Annotated in this window: 19 protein-coding genes; 11 read left to right on the top strand and 8 right to left on the bottom strand. The window is 44.9% G+C overall.

Going from position 1 to position 19619, the window contains the following annotated elements; all coding sequences use genetic code 11:
* Window positions 1-9: 9 nt before the first annotated feature.
* Complete coding sequence (locus MHI43_RS17010; protein ID WP_015735563.1) at window positions 10-891, bottom strand: ABC transporter ATP-binding protein; 882 nt, start codon at window positions 889-891, stop codon at window positions 10-12.
* 323 nt (window positions 892-1214) lie between these two features.
* Here MHI43_RS17010 and MHI43_RS17005 point away from each other — a divergent pair, with 323 nt between their 5' ends.
* On the top strand, window positions 1215-1811 hold the full coding sequence (locus MHI43_RS17005; RefSeq protein ID WP_015735562.1) for a TetR/AcrR family transcriptional regulator: 597 nt from the start codon (window positions 1215-1217) through the stop codon (window positions 1809-1811).
* A 157-nt stretch (window positions 1812-1968) separates the two neighbouring features.
* On the opposite strand, the gene MHI43_RS17000 is transcribed toward MHI43_RS17005, so the two are convergent.
* Entirely contained in the window at window positions 1969-2322 is a 354-nt protein-coding gene (locus tag MHI43_RS17000) for a DoxX family protein (protein WP_036660610.1), read from the bottom strand.
* A gap of 139 nt (window positions 2323-2461) precedes the next feature.
* On the opposite strand from MHI43_RS17000, the gene MHI43_RS16995 reads away from it, so the two are divergent.
* Window positions 2462-2830: a helix-turn-helix domain-containing protein gene (locus MHI43_RS16995; RefSeq protein ID WP_015735560.1), complete on the top strand. Its 369-nt coding sequence runs from the start codon at window positions 2462-2464 to the stop codon at window positions 2828-2830.
* Between the two features lie 27 nt (window positions 2831-2857).
* Here the strand turns inward: MHI43_RS16995 and MHI43_RS16990 are convergent, their stop codons facing one another.
* The 6 genes from MHI43_RS16990 to MHI43_RS16965 form a co-directional block, all read right to left on the bottom strand.
* The gene (locus MHI43_RS16990; RefSeq protein ID WP_036660609.1) at window positions 2858-3598 is read right to left on the bottom strand and encodes an ABC transporter permease; all 741 of its coding nucleotides are present in this window, start codon (window positions 3596-3598) and stop codon (window positions 2858-2860) included.
* Window positions 3595-4506 (bottom strand): ABC transporter ATP-binding protein, encoded by a 912-nt coding sequence (locus MHI43_RS16985; protein ID WP_036660607.1) that lies wholly within the window; start codon window positions 4504-4506, stop codon window positions 3595-3597. The genes MHI43_RS16990 and MHI43_RS16985 overlap by 4 nt, the downstream gene beginning before the upstream one ends.
* Window positions 4507-4523: 17 nt before the next feature.
* Complete coding sequence (locus MHI43_RS16980) at window positions 4524-4934, bottom strand: DUF3021 domain-containing protein (RefSeq protein WP_036660606.1); 411 nt, start codon at window positions 4932-4934, stop codon at window positions 4524-4526.
* On the bottom strand, window positions 4931-5389 hold the full coding sequence (locus MHI43_RS16975) for a LytTR family DNA-binding domain-containing protein (protein ID WP_015735556.1): 459 nt from the start codon (window positions 5387-5389) through the stop codon (window positions 4931-4933). Before MHI43_RS16975 ends, MHI43_RS16980 begins: the two co-directional genes overlap by 4 nt.
* A 413-nt stretch (window positions 5390-5802) precedes the next feature.
* On the bottom strand, window positions 5803-7185 hold the full coding sequence (locus MHI43_RS16970; protein ID WP_036660603.1) for an ADP-ribosylglycohydrolase family protein: 1383 nt from the start codon (window positions 7183-7185) through the stop codon (window positions 5803-5805).
* Between the two features lie 106 nt (window positions 7186-7291).
* Window positions 7292-8140, bottom strand: a complete 849-nt coding sequence (locus MHI43_RS16965) for an AraC family transcriptional regulator (protein ID WP_036660602.1) — start codon at window positions 8138-8140, stop codon at window positions 7292-7294.
* 306 nt (window positions 8141-8446) lie between these two features.
* On the opposite strand from MHI43_RS16965, the gene MHI43_RS16960 reads away from it, so the two are divergent.
* The 9 genes from MHI43_RS16960 to MHI43_RS16920 all read left to right on the top strand — a co-directional run bounded on the left by MHI43_RS16960 (window position 8447) and on the right by MHI43_RS16920 (window position 19611).
* On the top strand, window positions 8447-10114 hold the full coding sequence (locus MHI43_RS16960) for an extracellular solute-binding protein (protein WP_015735553.1): 1668 nt from the start codon (window positions 8447-8449) through the stop codon (window positions 10112-10114).
* Window positions 10115-10227: 113 nt separating this feature from the next.
* Window positions 10228-11130, top strand: coding sequence for an ABC transporter permease subunit (locus MHI43_RS16955; protein WP_015735552.1), 903 nt, complete (start codon window positions 10228-10230; stop codon window positions 11128-11130).
* Between the two features lie 37 nt (window positions 11131-11167).
* Complete coding sequence (locus MHI43_RS16950; RefSeq protein ID WP_200868603.1) at window positions 11168-12052, top strand: carbohydrate ABC transporter permease; 885 nt, start codon at window positions 11168-11170, stop codon at window positions 12050-12052.
* A 39-nt stretch (window positions 12053-12091) separates the two neighbouring features.
* A complete protein-coding gene (locus MHI43_RS16945) occupies window positions 12092-13822 on the top strand; it encodes a histidine kinase (protein WP_015735550.1) in 1731 nt (576 codons plus the stop codon).
* A 12-nt stretch (window positions 13823-13834) separates the two neighbouring features.
* Window positions 13835-15517 (top strand): response regulator, encoded by a 1683-nt coding sequence (locus MHI43_RS16940; RefSeq protein WP_036660600.1) that lies wholly within the window; start codon window positions 13835-13837, stop codon window positions 15515-15517.
* 96 nt (window positions 15518-15613) lie between these two features.
* Complete coding sequence (locus MHI43_RS16935; protein ID WP_155989844.1) at window positions 15614-16888, top strand: Gfo/Idh/MocA family oxidoreductase; 1275 nt, start codon at window positions 15614-15616, stop codon at window positions 16886-16888.
* Window positions 16889-17295: 407 nt separating this feature from the next.
* On the top strand, window positions 17296-18711 hold the full coding sequence (locus tag MHI43_RS16930; RefSeq protein WP_036660598.1) for a stalk domain-containing protein: 1416 nt from the start codon (window positions 17296-17298) through the stop codon (window positions 18709-18711).
* A gap of 114 nt (window positions 18712-18825) precedes the next feature.
* On the top strand, window positions 18826-19143 hold the full coding sequence (locus MHI43_RS16925; RefSeq protein WP_235201649.1) for a copper amine oxidase N-terminal domain-containing protein: 318 nt from the start codon (window positions 18826-18828) through the stop codon (window positions 19141-19143).
* Window positions 19144-19611: an IseA DL-endopeptidase inhibitor family protein gene (locus MHI43_RS16920; protein ID WP_235201647.1), complete on the top strand. Its 468-nt coding sequence runs from the start codon at window positions 19144-19146 to the stop codon at window positions 19609-19611.
* Window positions 19612-19619 lie beyond the last annotated feature (8 nt).

Raw genomic sequence — 19619 nt, 5'->3', positions numbered from 1 at the left:
TTTCCGCTCTTAGACTTCATAATGACGCATGAATAAGTCTTCCAGCGTAGGCGGCACGGATTCAAATTTCTTGACGCCCAATTTTACCGCTTCGGTCAAAATATCATTGATACATTCGTTATCCGCCGAGAATGTCGCTTGATTGCCGGATTGCTTGAAATCATGGACACCGTTAACGGCTGCCATCTTAGCCACATCGCCTTGCGTTACCATAGTTACTGTCGAACGGGTTAAGTGGCGCAGCTCATCCAATGTTCCGGTTTCAACTACTTTGCCTTGGCGAATAATAACTACTTTATCGGCCAGTCGTTCCACTTCGCTCAAAATATGAGAGGACAGCAAGATGGCTTTTCCCGCGAGCTTGATTTTCTCGACCTCGTCCTGGAAGACGGATTCCATCAGCGGATCAAGGCCGGAGGTCGGTTCGTCGAAAATATACAAATCGGAATCAACAGATAAAGCCGCGATCAAGCCGACTTTTTGCCGATTTCCTTTGGAATAGCCTTTGGCTTTCTTCTTAGGGTCCAATTCAAACCGTTTAATTAAATAGTCGCGTTTCGTTTTGTCTCCGCCGCCATGCAATTTCATAAACAAATCAATGATTTCGCCGCCTGTTAAGCTGCCCCAAAGCGCCACGTCCCCGGGAACATAAGAAATTCGTTTATGAATCTCAAGACTGTCCTTCCATACATCCTTGCCAAAGATCTTCGCATCCCCGACATCCCGCTGGATGATCCCGAGCAGCGTACGAATCGTTGTGGATTTCCCAGCACCGTTCGGTCCGATAAATCCGACAACTTCCCCGGCATTTACCGTAAATGACACGTCATGCAATGCTTTGAATTTCCCGAAGCTTTTTTGCAAGCCTTGCACTTTTACAATGTTTGTCATAGCACTAAAACTCCTTCTTAACCAGTTTTAGTAACGTGCTTTCCAGTCTAAAGCAAAGCTTCATCTTGATAAATAATGAACTAATTATTTAGAAATAGTTCATTTATTCGCTGAATATGCTTTGTTTTAAACCAAAGTTCATTTACAACTTCAGTTATACACCCGTTTATTGGCATAGTCAATGCAAAAAAACTAAAGTTTAAAACTCTTATGAGTTTGATAATTCATAATTTCGCTATATAATAAATAGGAAGGAAAATTACGAACTAAAACCTCCGCAATAATTTATTTTAGTCATAATCGTTAGAAAGCAGGAATAAGGAATGAATGGTTTTGAAAAGAGGACACAAGCGAAGAAAAATCAAGTCTTGGAGGCAACTTTTAACTTGTTGAATACCGAAGCCGGCATCGAAAATGTAACAGTGGATGAGATAGCTAGACATGCCAATGTCGGTAAAACGACGATATTTAAATATTTTGGGAGCAAGGAAAACCTGATCCACGAGGTGTTTAAATATTTTTTAACTCAAATGGGGGAAAATGCCCGAAAAATCATGGCCGAAAATAAACCCTTCGAAGAAACGATCATTGCCATGAGTCAGATCAAAATTCATTTTCTGGAGAAGATCAACAAGCAGTTTTATTTCGATTTAATGGATTATTTTACAAAGAAGGACGATAACGGATTATCACTGATGATGCAGGAGTACGTCAACGAAAGCTACAGTCTTATGTTGGATTTATTTCATCGTGGGCGCAAAGAAGGCAAGGTTGATCTGAAATATTCGGATGAATTTCTTCTGATATATTTCCAGGCCCTGGTTGAAGGGATATCCAGCCCGCATATCTACCAAAGGATACTCCCTTATACCGCCCAGTGGACGGAATTGCTGGTAAAAGGGATTGCGCCAAGCAAATAAAGGTAGAAGAATGAGAGAGTAAGGGCAGGATCGTTTGAGATCATTAACGGTGGACCGTACCATCGATCGTGGTAGAGCAAAGAATCGACCTGCAGGTCGATTCTCTGCTGCTATATTCACTACTGAAACATTGAATCCAGCTTCGGCAGATGCTGGTTTAAAAACGACCGATCACAATAAATACAGTTAACACAAAGAAGACAACGTTTACGCCTATTTCTCGATGCTCCTTGCGTGCAACATGGTATAGGGCGCCAAGAAGAACGATTGTGGCAAGACCTGCAGCGGCAATAGGCGTCAATATGGGCGCGATATACATCGCTAGTGGCAGAATGAGTCCGAAAGCTCCTACCAATTCTGCTACCCCAATAAAGACGACGAACGCTTTGGGAACGTCTTTCACCCATCCCCAAGACGCGTTGGCTTTTTCAAACTGAAACGCCTTCAACCATCCTGAGTAGACAAACCCCAGCGCAGCAAGCCCTTGAATGATCCATAATGCGATATTCATGAATGGTGCTAACCTCCTTATTACTTATTTGCGTTCTCTGAGGTTATAATAGTCTAGTAATTGGGTTCAATGAAGTAGGCACTTTATCTAAACATAGTGAATAAAAAGTTACCTAAGGTACAGGGAAGCGGGGAGTTCAATGAAAGAGTATTGCAAATTTGAATCAGCGCTTGATATTTTGGTGGGGAAATGGAAGCCCGTCATTTTACTTCAACTGATTTCCAACGGCACCATGAGATTCAGCGAGCTTCAAAAATCGATACCGGGTATAAACAAAAAAATGCTTACCCAACAGTTAAGAGAGCTTGAGTATAACGATATTGTACATCGAGAGGTTTATAACCAGGTCCCTCCAAAAGTAGAGTATTCAATTTCCGAGTATGGCAAAGGTTTAAGCACGGTGCTAAAGGCATTGAACAATTGGGGAGCGGCTCATATGGAGCATATGAATACGCTCTATGGAGTAGATCGTTTTAGGTTTGAAACCGGGTCAACCGATTATAAATGATGCGATGCAAGTCTTCTTATAATATTCCTATTTCCCGCTCCACCGGAAAAACCGTGTAGCAAGCACAACAGATACTATAGCAATGCCAATCAAAACAGCAGCTTCAAAGCCATACTCCGTTATTGGCGCTTCTGTCCACGTCCCTCGCAGCAACTGAATGACGTAATAGAGCGGGAGTATTTTCGCTGCATATTGAAGAACCGTCGGCATCATTTCCAGCGGGAATGTCGCTCCTGAGAGGAACAGCATCAGGTTTAGAAATAATGAACTGATTGCGGAAGCAGCCTGAGTGTTTTTTGCTAATGAGGTCAGGAATAAAGCAAACGGGAAAAAGGCGAGGATGCTAATTAGCAATGAAAGCAGGGTGCTTCCGATGTAGGCCGGCAGGGTTAAATCGTAGAGCAGCATGCCAAAGACCATCAGAAGCATGGCGGATATTGCAAAGATGACGGTTCCTTGAAAGGTATGGGCGGTGAGGATTTTCCATGGCTGGAGCGGTGTTGATTGATATCTTCGCAATACGCCCGTCTCCCGGTAATTGGTTAAAACAGTTCCCAGAGTAAAAAAGGAAGTGGTTACGATATTGACGCCAATCCACGAAGGAACAAAATATTCGGCAAAAGCCTTTTGACTCATGTTATCTCCAACAAACATGGATCCAAACAGCCCAATCATCACAATTGGAAAGAGAAACGTCCAAAACACGCTTAAACGGTCTCTAAAGAACATTTTCGTTTCTAAACCGGCGAGTTTTACGATTGCGTTCATCCGATCTTCTCCTTTTCTAGGTACTGGATAAATAAATCATCGAGAGAGCCTTTTTCAAACCTGAAGCTGGACAATCGGATGCCTTTTTCCTGACAGTAACTGAAAATGTGATAAGCCGTTGTCTGTTGGTCATCACAAAACACTTTGAATTCGTCTTGATTCTTTTCAACGCGCTCCACGCCGGGAAGCGAGCTTAGATATTCGGGGGCGAGTCCTTCACTGATAAAGGTAAGACAATTAGCAGCACCTTCGTTTAATAATTCACGAGGGGAGTTTAAAGCTTTTAATTGGCCGCTGTAAATCATCGCCACCCTGTCGCACAGCTGCTCAGCTTCTTCCATATAATGCGTGGTCACTACAATCGTACTTCCACGATCCCGTAACAGCCGGATCAAAGACCACATTTCCCGCCTTGCTGAGGGATCAAGACCCATGCTCGGCTCATCAAGAAATAAGATTTCAGGCTCATGCAGAGTGGCTAAAGCAAGAGTTACCCGCTGCTTCCATCCGCCGGATAAGTCATCAAATTTTACGTTCAGCTTTTCGTTTAAGCCAAGCAATTCTATGAAATGATCCTTTTTCGTGGCGTTATCATAAAATGAAGAAAAGAGATCCAGCGCTTCTTTTACTTTCATTTTCTTCTGGATCGAAGTGGCTTGAAACTGGACACCAATTCTCTTGTTTAACGCCCGAAGCTGCTTATTGGGAACGAGTCCAAGGACTTCAACCGCTCCCTCGCTTGGATCAGAGATTCCTTCCAGGATTTCGAGGGTGGTCGTTTTCCCTGCGCCGTTCGGCCCGATAATTCCGAAGATTTCACCTTTGTAAACATCAAAGGAAAGATTCTTTACTGCCTTGGTCCCGCCAAAGTTTTTCGATAGATTGCGAACTGTAATGACGCTCTCCATGCGTTTTCTCCTTTTATTCAATGTCTTCTAAGATCGTTATTCAGCTTTTTCGATTCATTTTTAAAATAAAGATAAAATCCAATCCATCCGATGGCGTAACCGATAATAGAGATTCCCAGGAATATCAAAAAGTTCTTCACATTAATGTGAATCCAGCCAATCCATAGGCTTAATATAAAGTAGACGATGGTGACTGTTAGAAAGTGCAAGGCAGTCTGTATGGGCAGGCGAAGTGAGCGGATTTTGAAATAGAGGGGTGTGACATTAAACAGCCAGCCGCAGAATATATAGCCAAATGCATTTTTAATAAAATGCATTCCGTCTATTGTCGATTGTCCGCCAAAATAAATAAGCGCACTTGTAGTCATTACAGCAATAAAGGCCCCGAAGAATATCCCGATCATGCTTCTGAAAAGAAATGCATTCATTTCGTTTCCCTCCTGTTCATCTTTAAAATTTCTTTAATTCGGCCAATGTAATGACGCGAAACATATTCTTTTTCACCTGATTTAAAGTGAACACAGAGGGTCCCGTTAAATGATGGTTCGAAATGGCTCATTGCATGCAGGTTTGCAATGACGGATTTTGAGATCCTGATAAACCGGTGGGAGGGAAGGGAGTTTTCGAGCTCATATAATTTTTCTTTTACTTTAAAGATTCCTTCTGAGGTGGCGGCTGTGACCACATCGCCTTCTGTACGAAAGTAGTGTACTTCCTCGTGCTTAATTAAGTGCTGATTCTCTCCATCTTTTCCGACGATCAAATCCGTGTCATTCTTATTGAGGTACTCGAGGATCTCCTGGATGGCTGGGGTCAATTCTTTGCAGTGAATCGTCACCGTGGTTTCTTCGTTGCGCGGGTCGATGTCGAGTGAAATTTTCATGTATAGACGGCTCCTCCATTCCATACGCTTTATAGGTTTAGTATAGATGGCGATTTTTCAATTGTCATTAAAACAAAGGCGACACGCAGGACGCGGGTAGTAAGATGCATGTATCGGCGTCCGACCTGCAGCAAAGCAGATATTATCCTACACGAAAATGGCTTATGCCTTCAAAAATGAATAATCGAAATGAGCTCATCGGGCGTACAGAACACTTGCCAAGAGGATATTATTGGAGGTGTTACACAGATTATTATTTAAATGCTTTGAAAGTTGATGTTCGGGTAATTTCTCAAGAGGAGTTTGATAAAAAAGAGAAGGCAGCTGGTCAGAGCGATCAGCTGCCTTCTTAAGTGAACGGACATATTAGTTTAATATGATACCGCATTATACTCGATTCATCCTAAATCATGTTAATGCTGCAATTTTCGAAAGACGCGATAGCTTCTTTGCGCGCATTCGGAGATGGCAATGGGGTGGAAGCCACTGACATCGGCATACAACGTATCGTTTAGCGGCGAGATCCACTTCTCAGGAAGCGCCGCCGCTCCAAGCGATGCGCCAAGAATGGAGCCGACGGTGGCGCCATTGCAATCGGTGTCCCAGCCTCCAAGTACGGCTGCCGTAATGCCTTTCTCGAAATCCCCTCCGGAATGAATGAGCGCTGCCGCGCATAATGCAGCATTATTATTGGTATGAACAGGGTGATAATGCTTAAATGCTTCCCATATTTTACTCACCAAATCTAATGGGTCTTCCGTTTCCTCAGCAATGTTGACCGCTAATGCGATATCTTCTGCAAGTCGGCTGCGTTTCGGAATTTCACTCAATCCGATCTCAACAATTCGCTTCATGTCACTTTCAACGAATGCGGCGGCAATCATTGCCGAGCAAAACATGGCGCCGTAAATCCCATTCTTCACGTGGGAGAAGGAAGCGTCACGCCAAGCAAGCTCAGCTGCAAGCTGGGGCTGGCCGGCAGCACCGTATGCATAGCCGTCTACACGGATTTGGGCGCCGATCCATTCGCGGTAGGGATTCAAATAAGAACGCCCCCAGTGGATATGTTTCTCCCAGTCGTCTGGCTGATCGCCGCTAATATGTGAAGTGACGCGAGCGAAATTAAGATAGGACTGCGCTTCTGCCGTAAATACCTGCCCGAATGACAAATGACGATGCCACAGCTTGCCCACGTCCCAAGAGTTGAAATCGAGCCCGCGTTCCTCAAGCATGAGCAGACCGAGAACGGTATATCGAACATCATCGTCCGTTTCCATAAAACGAATGTTATCCCGGCAGCTGGCCAAGCTGCTCCACCTTGCTATCTCGATACCGTACTCGGCTTCTGCAGTTGAATCGCCCGGTGTATAGTGGCGAATCGGCCATTGCCCTGCGCCTTCGAACCACAACTTAATATTGTGCCAGCCGGGTCTTCCGCCCGAGCCTTGCATGAAGGAAGGAGCTTCGAGAGGTTTTCCGAGCGCGCAACCAGCCGAACGGCCGAGCCACGCACCATGAAATTTATCCTGCCATTTAAGCTCATCCCAGTTTCCGGACAGGAATCTCGGTCCATCCGGACGTTCGGCGCGAATGGCCTCCAATTCCGACGGCTCGAAATACTTGAAATCCGCATGCGTTTCAAGAGCCATTAAAGCCTGGTATACTTCCATTAACTTTGCTTCGTCTGTGCCGGCTGCTTCCTGACGCTCGGCCATCCCCTCAACATGACAGCCTTCTTCTCCGCGCTGTTTTATTTCATCCCGAACTAATTCCCTCAGTCCAATCCATTTCGTCATTAAGGTTGCCCTCCTGAAATCCATGTAATCAAAATATGCCTTGATTATAACCAGTCATGACGACAATGGCTTCTCAAATCATGAAAGCATTAATCTCATTATTTGCTCATTCCGTCATCCCTCTAGATTGCCGATAACGGATCGGAGACAGGCCGACAATCTCTTTAAAAACACGGTAAAAGGTCGGCAAGCTTTGAAAGCCGCATTCGAATGCAATATCGGCAACAGCTCTGTCGGTTCCTGCCAATTCCCGCTTGGCAGCCTGAACACGCAGCAAGGAAACATATTCCGAGAAGCGATAACCGGTCGTTTCCAGAAACGCCCGACTCACGCGCGAGATGCTTAAACCAAGTTCATCAGCCAATTCCCCTAAGCTAACCGGCTCATGGTAACGATGCTCGACCAAAGCGGCCAGCGATTGCGCCTGGCGAACGGAATGTACCATATGATGACGCTCATCATCGGTCAGCAAACCGTCGTAATGTCGAAGAAGACGGCCGCACAGCTGAATGAGCGCGCTTTTGGCCATTGCCAAATAACCCGGGGACTTTTCCCGCAGTTCTTCCGCTATAGCCAGCACCCAAGGCGTAAGCTGTTTGGCGAGCGGCGAGCCGCCCATAATATGATTGCAAAAATGAGTGGAGCGATAGGAGAATGGCAGCAGAAGACCGGGCTCTTCCGCTAGCAGCAGCGCGGGATCAAAATTAATAAAAAGATAGCGGCTCGGGTCATCGGGGGCAGATTGGGCAATATGCCGTTCATCATTGTTGACCAGAAATAAGTCGCCAGGTTTTGCTGCATATTGTTTGTTGCCAAAGAAAAAATAGCCTTTGCCTGTTAAACAGAGACCGATCTCCAGACTTGCGTGCACATGAGGCGGCTGCCGATAAGTGGCAGGGGTCCATTCGAAAGCATTGATAGCAATGGGATGGTCATAGGCAATATGAAGTCTCATTATGTCCAACGCCTCCAGACAAACATGAATTTATATGCTAAGTATATAGACAAGGGATGCCTTTAACCAGATACTGTTATTTACTTTCATACATACATTATGAGGTGTTTCTAAATGAAAAGTAAACGCTGCCGTTGTATAGGTGAATCACGGTAATTATTTGCTTTTTGCCTGGTGTCAAGAGGTGTATACGAAAGTAAAGACTAGTATATAGAACAGCGGGGGGCTTCTTTCTATACTGGAATTATGAAAGACTGCAATACAATTTGCAGAAAACTAAACGAAAATGTACCGGAGGGGTAAAATTTGAAGAGCAAAAAGGCACTTGCAATGATCTCCTTGACGCTTGCATTGGCGATTACAGGCTGCGGCTTCAAAACGTCGTCTGAGCCAAACCAACCATCTGGAAATTCCAAGGAACCGATCCAAACAACAGGCACAGGAAACAGCAATGATATCATTGAGGTTTCAACGGTTTCGCCAAGCGATCCTTACTTGAAATTTGACGAAGGTGAAGACTTCGACAAAAACTCAGTTTATGACGCTTATGAACAAGATATCGGTGTCAAAATTACAAACAAATGGATTGCCGATGTAAGTCAATTTAAGGAAAAAGTGAAAATCGCGATTGCATCGAATGATATTCCGGATTTCATGCTTGTCAACGCAGCACAGCTTAAAGAGCTTACTGAAGCGGATATGATTATGGATCTGACAGAGATATATGATCAGCATGCTACGGAAGAGACAAAAAAGTTTCTGACCGTGGACGGCGGCATGCAAATGAAAACAGCGATGATCGACGGAAAAATGATGGGTATTCCAAGCTCATACAATCCATTCAACTATCAGTACTTGTTCGTTCGTACGGACTGGCTGAAAGAACTGAACCTGCCTGAGCCTAAAACGATGGATGATTTCATTAAAATTGCCGAAGCGTTCAAAGAGAAGAATCCTGGCGGTACAAAACAGACTTACGGTATTGCGGTCAGCAAGAATCCATTTAGCACAGAGACAGGCGTTACCGGTCTGAGAGCGTTCTTGAACGGCTATCACGCTTATGAAAACATTTGGATGGAAGACGGGAACGGCGGTTTGATGAACAGTGATATTCAGCCTGAGATGAAGCAGGCTCTTGGAGCGCTACAAGACATGTTCAAGAAAGGGTTGATCGATCCTGAGTTTGCCGTTAAAGATACGGAAAAAGCCGCTGAGCTCATCTACGACGGCAGCATCGGCATGGTATTCGGCGCTTCCTGGACACCGGCCCAGCTTGTGCAGGGCGCTGTGAAAGACGGCAAGGTTGTTCAAGAATGGGGAGCGTTCCCGATCCCTTCAATCGATAACAAGCCTACGTTGAATCAAATCGGCCTTGGCGTTGACGAGTACTATGTAATCTCCAAACAAGCCAAGCATCCGGAAGGCGTTATCAAATTGCTGAACCAATACATCGTAACGCAGTCTCATCCAACAGAAGAACAAAAGGTTTACGAATACGGTAAAGATCGGGTAGAAAAAGGAGCTAACTACTGGTTGCTTAACCCGCTTCGTGTAGGTAGACAAATCGATAATAATGGGGAGATCTTGCCGAAAGCGATCGAAACAAAAGATGCTAGCATTTTGGAAACAAAAGACCAAAAAACGCGTTATGAGCGTGCAATGAAATATGTTGACGGCAGCGATATCAACATGTGGTGGGAGTACCTGATTTCGGGTCCGAACGGTGCGGTATCGCATAACCCTAAAATCCATCAAAACAAAGAATACCTGCAAAACAAGTTCTACGGCGCGCCTACTCCGACGATGGCAGATCGTCAAGAAATCTTGACGAAGAAACGTGATGAGATATTCATCAAAATCATGATGAACCAAGTATCCGTAGACGAATTCGATAAATTCGTTGAAGAGTGGAAGAAGCTTGGCGGCGATGAAATCACGAAAGAAGTGAACGAGTGGTATAAATCGCTTCAATAGAATCTGTGGCGGAGGGAGGGATTGATTTTATGCAATCCCTCCTTTTTTCAAGAACAATCAGGTCCTTGAGTAAGAAATGCACAGCATGAAAAGTGAATCAGCGAGGTGAAGATATGAAACTGATGCGCATATGGAAGAAGGAATGGCCGCTTCATTTGATGCTGCTGCCAGGTTTGGCTTTTATTGTTATTTTTAGTTACATTCCGATGTCAGGAATCATGATGGCTTTTCAAAAATATGTGCCGAATAAAGGGTTGTTCGGCTCCCCATTTATCGGATGGAGGAACTTCCAGCTGTTAATGGATTATCCGGATATCGGCCGTATCTTTTTTAACACGGTCTATATTGCCGTAATGAAAATCGTTGCCGGTTTGTTCGTGCCGATCACCATTGCTATTTTGCTTAATGAATTGCGTAGAGAATGGATGAAAAGAACGTTCCAAACCCTGGTATATCTGCCCCATTTCTTATCCTGGGTGCTGCTGAGCGGTATTTTGGTCGACATTTTATCTCCTTCCTCCGGCATATTAAACCAACTGCTTGGATGGTTCGGCATGAAGCCGATTTTCTTTCTTGGCGACAATAACTGGTTTCCTTATGTCATGGTTATCTCCGATGTATGGAAAGAATTTGGATTTGGCACCATAGTTTATTTGGCGGCGCTAACAGGAATCAATCCTACGCTTTATGAAGCCGCTCAAATCGATGGCGCAGGCCGATGGAAACAAACGCTTCACGTGACGCTGCCGGGCATGATGCCGATCATTATCCTCATGCTTACGCTTAATATCGGCAATGTGCTGAATGCCGGATTTGATCAAATATTTAACCTGTACAGTGCACCGGTTTATGAAAGTGCTGATATCATTGATACTTTTGTCTACCGCATGGGGATCCAGCAAGCTCAGTTCGGATTTGCCACAGCTGTCGGTTTATTGAAATCCGTTGTATCCTTTATTTTCATTTCCGTATCCTACGTACTCGCATACCGACTAGCGAATTACCGCATTTTCTAATAGCGAAAAAGTCGGTGATTCAGAAAGGAGACAGATCGTGGTCATTAAACCGTCATTCGGAAGAAGAGCTTTTCTCGTATGCAATCTAATTTTTCTAGCCTTTATATCGTTTTTATGCTTAATGCCTATTATTCATATTTTGGCAATTTCCTTTAGCTCGGGTTCAGCTGCGGCAGCCGGCAAGGTGGGGCTGTGGCCTGTAGAATTTACAACGGCAGCTTATGATAACGTGTTCGGCAAGCCTGAATATTTAAGAGCTTTTGGCATTTCTTTTCAACGGGTTGTTGTCGGGACGGCATTAAGCATGCTGTTAACGATTGTTACGGCGTATCCTTTATCCAAAGACAGCAATACGTTTCGTTTAAGAACCGTTTATGCCTGGATCTTCGTGTTTACGATTTTGTTCAGTGGCGGATTAATCCCTACCTATTTAACAATTAAAAGCTTGGGACTTATTGATTCTCTCGGAGCGCTAGTGTTTCCGATGGCGATTAACGTGTTCAACGTCATTCTGCTATTGAACTTTTACCGCAATTTGCCCAAGGAGCTTGAGGAAGCTTCACGGATAGACGGAGCCGGACATTTTTTAACACTTTGGAAAATATATGTTCCGCTATCGTTGCCCGCACTGGCAACAACGGGGCTGTTTACGATGGTCGGGCATTGGAATAGCTGGTTCGATGGCATGCTTTATATGAATCATCCAGAAAATTATCCACTGCAAACCTTCTTGCAAACCGTTATTATTAAGATGGACTTCCGATTTCTAAAATCAGAAAATGTGGAACTCATGCTCCAGCTGTCTGACCGTACAAGCAGGGCAGCACAAATCTTCGTTGCGGCTTTCCCTATTCTTATAGTCTATCCTTTCTTGCAGCGGTTTTTCATCAAAGGCATTGTGATGGGAAGTGTAAAAGAATAGACAGGAAGGTCGTAGATCTCAGGCACAGGAGAACAAACGATGAAAAGTATATTCTTGTTACAGGATTCTTCTATATTCAAAAAGATCATGGCTGCCTTTTTGGCGGCCTTACTGCCGCTTATGGCGATTACCTGGATGATCAATGAGCAAGGAGCCAATCATATCCGGAGTGAAATATCCGATTCGATCTTGAATACAACGCGGTTTTATATAGACTCCCTGGATAAGGAAGCAGATCGAATCAGCCGATATTTGCCTAACTACGTCATGGATAAGGATTTAATGGAGGTGGCGGCGACAGGCGAGCAGATGAACTCCTATGAGCGGTCGTATAAAATATTGGATATTCAGCATCGATTGGATTTAATGAAAAATTCCAGTCCGTTTATTCGTGAGGCGAAGGCGTACATTCCGCAAATCGAGCGCACGGTGCTGAGCAACAGCTTTGAAACCAGTCTGAATGCGGAAGAATACGAAGCGATGCAGCCAGACAAGAAGCTCTATACGGAGCCCTTTATTTATTGGCAGGATCGGCTGTTTATTACAATGCAGTACCCTGCAGGGAAGAAGGACCCGCTCTATGTGGTAGGCGTTGAGCTCTCAACCGGCAAAATGAAAGAAACTTTAGGGCAAATTGGCAACAGCAGGGAAGGCCAGACCGTATTGTTTAATCTGGAGCGTGGCTTTGAAATCAATAGCGGCTCCGACCTTGAATTGCATGATCTGATGAAGCAGCTGGCTTTTGAAAAGCAGGCAGCGAACATGGATGAAGGCTATGATACGATCCATTATAAAAATAAGCGATTTCTAACCGTATTTAAGTATTCAAGCCTTTGGAATTCATACATGGTAACGAGCATACCGGAAGAGACGATTCTTGGTTCGCTCGAGGTATATAAAACTTTGTTTTGGTGGGCTTGCGCGCTTGCTGTTTTTATATTTTTATTCTTCACCTATTTTTTAATCCGGCTGATATACCGTCCGTTAATCAAGCTGGTGCGTTCTTTCCGCCGCATGCAGCAAAACGAGCTGGAGCCGATCTTGATCGACCGCAGGAAGGATGAGTTCGGCTATTTATACCAGGCTTTTAACGATACGGTGAAATCTTTGAAGACACTGATTGAGGAAAATTATGAGCAGCAAATTCGCAATCAGCGTTCGGAGCTGAAACGATTGCAATCGCAAATTAATCCTCATTTTTTATATAATTGCTTCTTCGTCCTTTGCCGTTTGATTAAATCCGATAGCCAGAAGGAAAAAGCCTACCAGTTCTGCTTATACATCGGGCAATATTTTCAGTTCATTACCCGTCAGCATGATGACGACATTCCGCTGGAGATGGAGCTTGAGCATTCCCGCACGTATGTGGAGATGCAGTCGATCTGTTACGGGGATCGAATCGAAGTGCTGTTTGAAGTTGAAGCCAAGTCGATAGAAGTTCCCCGATTAATTTTGCAGCCTATTATTGAAAATGCTTACAAGTACGCCCTGGGCAATATGCGCGGCACAGGCGAGCTATGGGTGCACAGTAAGCTGCGCAATGATGCTTATTACATTTATATAGAAGATAATGGCGAGTTCATTACGGACGAGGAGATTGAAGCGCTTGACAAGAGGCTTCGTTATTCAACCAACCTGATGGAGGAGACAACCGGCCTGCTTAATGTTCATCGCAGAATTCGGCTTCGTTATGGAGAAGAGTATGGGATTACCGTATCACGCTCTGAGCTTGGCGGGCTTCAAGCTATTATTAAACTGAGCATGAACTAAGGAGGAATCGCCATGTACAGGCTTTTAATCGTGGATGATCTGCCGATCATTGTAGATGGTCTTCTGGAATTGTTCGAGAAGACGGAGCATTTGGAGCTTGAAGTCATGAAGGCCTATTCCGGCGAAGAGGCGCTTGAGGTGCTGTCCCATCATCGGATGGATATTGTGATTTCGGACATTAAGATGTCTGGCATAGAAGGCATTGAGCTGCTGCAGGAAATCAAATCACAGTGGCCGGCGTGCAAAGTTATTTTATTGACAGGGTTCAACGATTTTCACTATGCGAAGAACGCCCTTACATTTGGTGCCTTTGATTATTTGCTGAAAGTGGAAAGCGATGAGAAGATCATACATACCGTTGAACGGGCGATAGATCAAATTGAAGAGGAACAGGGTCAGGCGCAAATGATCTTGCGGGCCCAGTCCAATATGAGGAAAGCGATGCCTTCCTTGCAGAAGGAGTATATTTGGGGCTTGCTTCAAGGCAAGACGATGACGGAGCCGCAGCTTGGGGACGCTTTTGCGGAAATGGACATTACGCTCGACGCATCGCTGCCCGTCTATTTACTGATTGGCCGGATCGATGCCTGGAAGGAAATGTTCACGGCGCCGGACAAAGCTTTGCTCGCTTACGCTCTTCAAAATATCGGCGATGAGTATTTATCCGCCCATGTGCGCTGCTTTTCCGTCGTATTTGATATGAACAAAATGGTATGGATCTTTCAGCCTAAAGCCGGTCCGGAGATAACGGCGGATACCCGTACGATGGAATGGACCAGGGCGTACCGCTATGTGAGCGGCAATTTGGAGACGATCCAGGCGACCAGCAAAAGGCTGCTGAACCTCTCCGTATCTTTTCTTATTGGCAGCGAGGCTGTCCCCTGGAATCGGCTGTCGGATCGTTTTCATGCGATGAAATACGGTCTTATGCAAGGCCATGGCTTGTTCCATGAGGTCATCATGACCGATCAAGATCTTCAGAAGTCCGAAGAAAAAGAGAAGGCGAAAAGCTATCATGACAGCTTTTTTCACGCTCGCGTGCAGCTGCTGATGAGCTGTCTTGAAAATAATCACCGCGAGCAGTTTAATCATCTGTTTGTTGAATTGACAGACATCTGGAACGATCCGGATACTCCTTATGAGCGCAAGCTTGAGTTGTACCATTTCCTATCTGCGGTATTTCTGGCGCATTTGCACAAAAATAAAGATATGCGAGACTATATGAACACCCAGATGAATATGGATATGCTGTTCCGCCAGGAGGAGACCGCTTCATGGACGGAACTGATTCCATACTATTGGCAAATTGCGGACTGCTTTTTTGAATGGAATGCGCTTCGAGGGACAGAGCTGCCGGCGGAGGTTGTCAATAAGGTGCATCGTTATATAGAGGAGCATATTGCGGATGATATATCCCTAACCGCGATCGGGGATTATGTCAGCTTGAATCCATCCTATCTCTCAAGGCTATACAAACAGATAACGGGAATCGGTCTTTCTAAATACGTAAATGATTACCGTAATGTCATAGCAAAAGATATGCTGCTCAATACATCCATGAAGGTCAATGAAATTGCCGCCAAGCTCGGCTACAATTCAGCGCTTGCCTTTATCCGCTTTTTTAAGAAGCAAAATGATATGACGCCGCAGGATTTTCGAACGGCCCGCACCGAAACTATGCACCAAGGTCAATAAATGTATATGAAATGTAAGCAATGATCTATTTTGATGCGCGGAGTCACCCCTTACAATGAAATTAGGATGCAACTGTACATGCAAGGGGGACTAACATTGAGAACATTAACGGCCGTACTAATAGGCGCAGGCAGTAGAGGTAGATACATCTACGGACCATATGCGGAGAAATTTCCGAATGAGCTGAAGTTTGTTGCCGTAGCCGAGCCGGATGATGAACGCAGACAGCGTTTTGCTGAGATTCATCAAATCGCTGAAGAGCATGTTTATCATTCTTGGGAACAAGCATTCGAGCAGGGGAAAATAGCCGACGTGATGATCATCTGCACGCTTGATCGGATGCATTATATACCGACAATGAAAGCGTTGGAGCTTGGCTACCATGTCATGCTGGAGAAGCCGATGTCACCGGATGTGCGGGAATGCATAGACCTGGAGCAAGCATCCCTTAAGCATAAGCGTTTGCTGGTGGTCACGCATGTGCTTCGCTATTCCCCGTTCTGGTCGGGCATCAAAAAATGCATCGAGGATGGGGAGCTGGGTGCCATCGGCACCATTCAGCTGACAGAGAACGTAGGCTATCACCATATGGTTCATAGCTACGTACGCGGCAATTGGCGCAATTCCGAGGAAACAAGTCCGATGATTCTGGCCAAATCCTGCCATGACCTGGACCTCATCTCCTGGCTGATGGATGAGCCGTGCACAGCGGTCAGCTCCTTTGGCTCATTGCTGCATTTTAAAGCCGAGAACGCGCCTGAGGGTGCAACGGACCGCTGCATCGATGGTTGCGAAGCGGAGAGGGAATGTGCCTTTTCGGCGATTAAAATGTATTTGGAGCAACCTGCCGATCATTGGGCGTGCTATATGACGCACGATTTATCACGGGAAGGCATTCTCCGGGCGCTTAAGGAAGGACCGTTCGGCCGCTGCGTCTATCGCTGCGATAACAATGTTGTTGACCATCAGGTCGTCAATATGGAATTTGCCAGCGGCGCCAACGCTAACTTTATTATGTCGGGATTAACCAAGAGCGCTACCCGCCGTGTGCAGATTATGGGCACGCAGGGAGAGATCATTGGTGACATGGATAAGGGCTCATTTACGCTGTACCGCTATGCGACGGGCGAAGAGATTGAAATTAAATGCAGCGTGCAGGGCGACGGCCACGGCGGAGGCGATGAGCGCATGGTGAGCTCCTTCCTTAAAAATGTACATAAATTCGACCGCAACCCGTCTCAAGGCCTCACATCGGCTACCGCTTCCTTGCAAAGCCATTTGATTGCCTTCGCTTCCGAACGATCCCGTTTGCAGGAAGGCAGAAGTATCAAGCTGACCGAGATGTATCAGAAGGAAGAAGCGGGCGTTTAATTGTACACAACTGCAAAACGATGTGTGATAGGCAATATAAAACGGAATCACTTGCTGCGAAGTAATTATGGCGGACATCCGCGGCGTCCGGGCTTGGGAATTGCGTTCCCCGGATGCCGTACAAGTCCGCGAGCAAAGAAAGGAATGAGGAATGGAAGTTAAGGACTCGAGGAATCCGAGTTGGACGAGATAATCGACTACCATGAGAAATATGCTCGAGCGTATGAGCACTAAATAAAGAATCGTGTAAGGTTGGAGGATTTATGGAAAGGTTAGCCAGAGTCTACTGGTTGGCCTTTTTTTTGTACTCGTCTTGATGGCACAATGGAAAAAAATGTACTGCAACTTTTATCGGTTATAAGCGTCATTACCATAAGACACCAGTAGAAGAGGGGATAGGAACGGAAATGAATAAGGTTTTATCAGGGCTCGTATTAATTTTGGTAATGATGATCAGCTTACCGGGCCAGGCATCTATGGAGCAGGCTTCCCTGGAAGTAAGTTTTCAGGACGAGCAGTTGGAGCAAGCAATAAAGCAGATTTTAAAAAAGGATGGAAATGCGGCTGTTACACAGAAAGATATGGAATCATTAACATTACTTGATCTTTCAAGACGAGGAATTAAAAGCATTCAAGGCTTGCAATATGCTTCCAATGTGACATATCTTGACTTGTCCGATAATGAAATTGACGATATTACGCCACTCATGCCATTGACTAAGATTCGCGAACTTGATATTGCAGACAATCAGATCGCTTCAATTGAGGATTTGTCCGACATGACGGATTTGGAAATGTTGATCGTAAACCGGAACCAAATTTCGTCGATTGATGTGATCAAGCAGCTTGGGCGTCTGCATACATTCGAAGCGAACGATAATCAAATCTCGAATATTACGGCATTATCAATGGCCAGAGAATTAACATGGTTACAACTGAACGGGAACCAGATCGCGAATATTCAGCCCTTGAGCAGATTAACCAAGCTAAAGAATTTGGAAATAGCGAGCAATCAATTCTCGGACCTGAGTCCACTTAAGCCGCTATCCAAAAGTTTAATGAGCCTTAACATCGGAAGCAATCGAATTTCGGATCTCCGTGCGCTTGAAGGGATGACGCTAATGAGGGTTCTTTCCGCGGACAACAATCAGATCAAGAAACTAGACCCACTGAAAAAAATGTCTAACCTGTCTTCCTTGAGTCTAAACTCTAATTTGGTTTACAACCTTGAGCCTTTGAAATCCCTAAAGGAACTTCAATATTTATATCTAAAGGATAACCGTGTATGGAGTTTGGACCCCATTCGAAATCATTCGTTCGATACTCATTATGACACGGGAGCGCTAAGATACGCGTTGCAATTAAGCGGTAACTATTTGGATTTAAGAAGTACGACCAAAACGTATCAACTTCTCAATAAGCTCGGTGGAGATGGATCCCGCCAACTGAAAGCCCAGCGATTAGTGATAGGGAGTAGAACTGCTTACATAGGAGAGAGTTCCTTTGGGTTAAGCGAAGCGCCGTTTATTGCATCGAGCCGCACTTATGTCCCGATTCGATTTGTATCCGAGCGATTGGGTTCGAAGGTAGGGTGGAACCAAAGCAAACAAGAGGTAACGATCAGCAAAGACAACACGACGATCCGTTGGAAAGTGAATGAAAAGAAAGCAAACGTGAATGGAAAAACCGTTTCATTTGATGCGCCGTTACTGTTGAAGAAGAATAGTTCGTTTATCCCCGTACGCTTCGTGTCCGAGCTGTTAGGATCTCCCGTTGAATACGTGGCGAATCCCAAAACGGTAATCATATTTGATCAAAAATAGCTTCATTACGTACTGCCTGATCCCTCCGGCGTAAATTGCTGGAGGGGTTTGTTTTAAAATAACAAGGATTGAGTTAGGGTCAAGGATATAATCGAACCGTGGGAGGAGTCATCTATGAAAAAAACAATACTCGCACTAACATTTTCTTTAGTGTGTACCTTACTAATCGGTAATCCAGCGATAAGCTTCGCCGATAATTTTTCGAATACGGTTGACAATGGGAAAATCGAAAATGGACGAATGCTGATTCCATTACGTGCTGTTTCAGAGAAATTCAATTCAGAAGTAACTTGGAACCAGGCAAAAAAAAGCATTACGATTATTCGTGGCAAACGAGAGCTATTGCTGCGTGTGAACTCTCGCACAGCTTTATTAAATAACGCTGCTTTCAGTCTTGATGTGCCAGCAAAAATCGATCATGGAACGACTTAAGTGCCCGCACGTGTTTTTGCTGAAGCTTTTGGCGGAACGGCGCTGTGGTCCAAACAAGAACGAAAAACAACCATTACGATCGGTCTGCAACAGGTCTTTATCTATACAGAGCCGCAGAAGCCTTGGAGAATGAGTCAAGAAAGAATAAACGTACTGAATGAAAAGATAAATGAAGCCACCGATCTCTCAAGCTATTCCCAAATCCGAACACATTTCAGACCTTATTTCACGGACTCATTTATAAACAAGATTATTCACAGTAATGGCATTAAAAATAACGCTATACTAACAAAAAAGGCCGATATTACCTACAGTAGTACCACAGCGGCGAGAATGCACCAATCGGCTTACTTTGAAAGCGGTCCGATCAATCTTGAGCTCGTTGATCGTTTTGTATTCTATAAATTGGTTGATAACCAATGGAAGGTAGATGATGTGAACGTGGGTAGACAAATTATTGCGCCATAATACGGTCG

Source organism: Paenibacillus sp. FSL H8-0457 (assembly GCF_038051935.1).
GTDB classification, from domain to species: domain Bacteria; phylum Bacillota; class Bacilli; order Paenibacillales; family Paenibacillaceae; genus Paenibacillus_AQ; species Paenibacillus_AQ lautus_A.
The sequence above is the reverse complement of the archived record's forward strand: the minus strand, read 5'-3'. Positions and strand labels throughout refer to the sequence as shown.

What these genes read in the sequence shown, in the direction of transcription:
- MHI43_RS16965 (WP_036660602.1), bottom strand. Translation starts at nt 8,140, where the DNA reads ATGAGACTTCATATTGCCTATGACCATCCCATTGCTATCAATGCTTTC.
- MHI43_RS16995 (WP_015735560.1), top strand. Translation starts at nt 2,462, where the DNA reads ATGAAAGAGTATTGCAAATTTGAATCAGCGCTTGATATTTTGGTGGGG.
- MHI43_RS16990 (WP_036660609.1), bottom strand. Translation starts at nt 3,598, where the DNA reads ATGAACGCAATCGTAAAACTCGCCGGTTTAGAAACGAAAATGTTCTTT.
- MHI43_RS17005 (WP_015735562.1), top strand. Translation starts at nt 1,215, where the DNA reads ATGAATGGTTTTGAAAAGAGGACACAAGCGAAGAAAAATCAAGTCTTG.
- MHI43_RS16980 (WP_036660606.1), bottom strand. Translation starts at nt 4,934, where the DNA reads ATGAATGCATTTCTTTTCAGAAGCATGATCGGGATATTCTTCGGGGCC.
- MHI43_RS16925 (WP_235201649.1), top strand. Translation starts at nt 18,826, where the DNA reads ATGAAAAAAACAATACTCGCACTAACATTTTCTTTAGTGTGTACCTTA.
- MHI43_RS16955 (WP_015735552.1), top strand. Translation starts at nt 10,228, where the DNA reads ATGAAACTGATGCGCATATGGAAGAAGGAATGGCCGCTTCATTTGATG.
- MHI43_RS17010 (WP_015735563.1), bottom strand. Translation starts at nt 891, where the DNA reads ATGACAAACATTGTAAAAGTGCAAGGCTTGCAAAAAAGCTTCGGGAAA.
- MHI43_RS17000 (WP_036660610.1), bottom strand. Translation starts at nt 2,322, where the DNA reads ATGAATATCGCATTATGGATCATTCAAGGGCTTGCTGCGCTGGGGTTT.
- MHI43_RS16970 (WP_036660603.1), bottom strand. Translation starts at nt 7,185, where the DNA reads ATGACGAAATGGATTGGACTGAGGGAATTAGTTCGGGATGAAATAAAA.
- MHI43_RS16985 (WP_036660607.1), bottom strand. Translation starts at nt 4,506, where the DNA reads ATGGAGAGCGTCATTACAGTTCGCAATCTATCGAAAAACTTTGGCGGG.
- MHI43_RS16945 (WP_015735550.1), top strand. Translation starts at nt 12,092, where the DNA reads ATGAAAAGTATATTCTTGTTACAGGATTCTTCTATATTCAAAAAGATC.
- MHI43_RS16940 (WP_036660600.1), top strand. Translation starts at nt 13,835, where the DNA reads ATGTACAGGCTTTTAATCGTGGATGATCTGCCGATCATTGTAGATGGT.
- MHI43_RS16930 (WP_036660598.1), top strand. Translation starts at nt 17,296, where the DNA reads ATGAATAAGGTTTTATCAGGGCTCGTATTAATTTTGGTAATGATGATC.
- MHI43_RS16975 (WP_015735556.1), bottom strand. Translation starts at nt 5,389, where the DNA reads ATGAAAATTTCACTCGACATCGACCCGCGCAACGAAGAAACCACGGTG.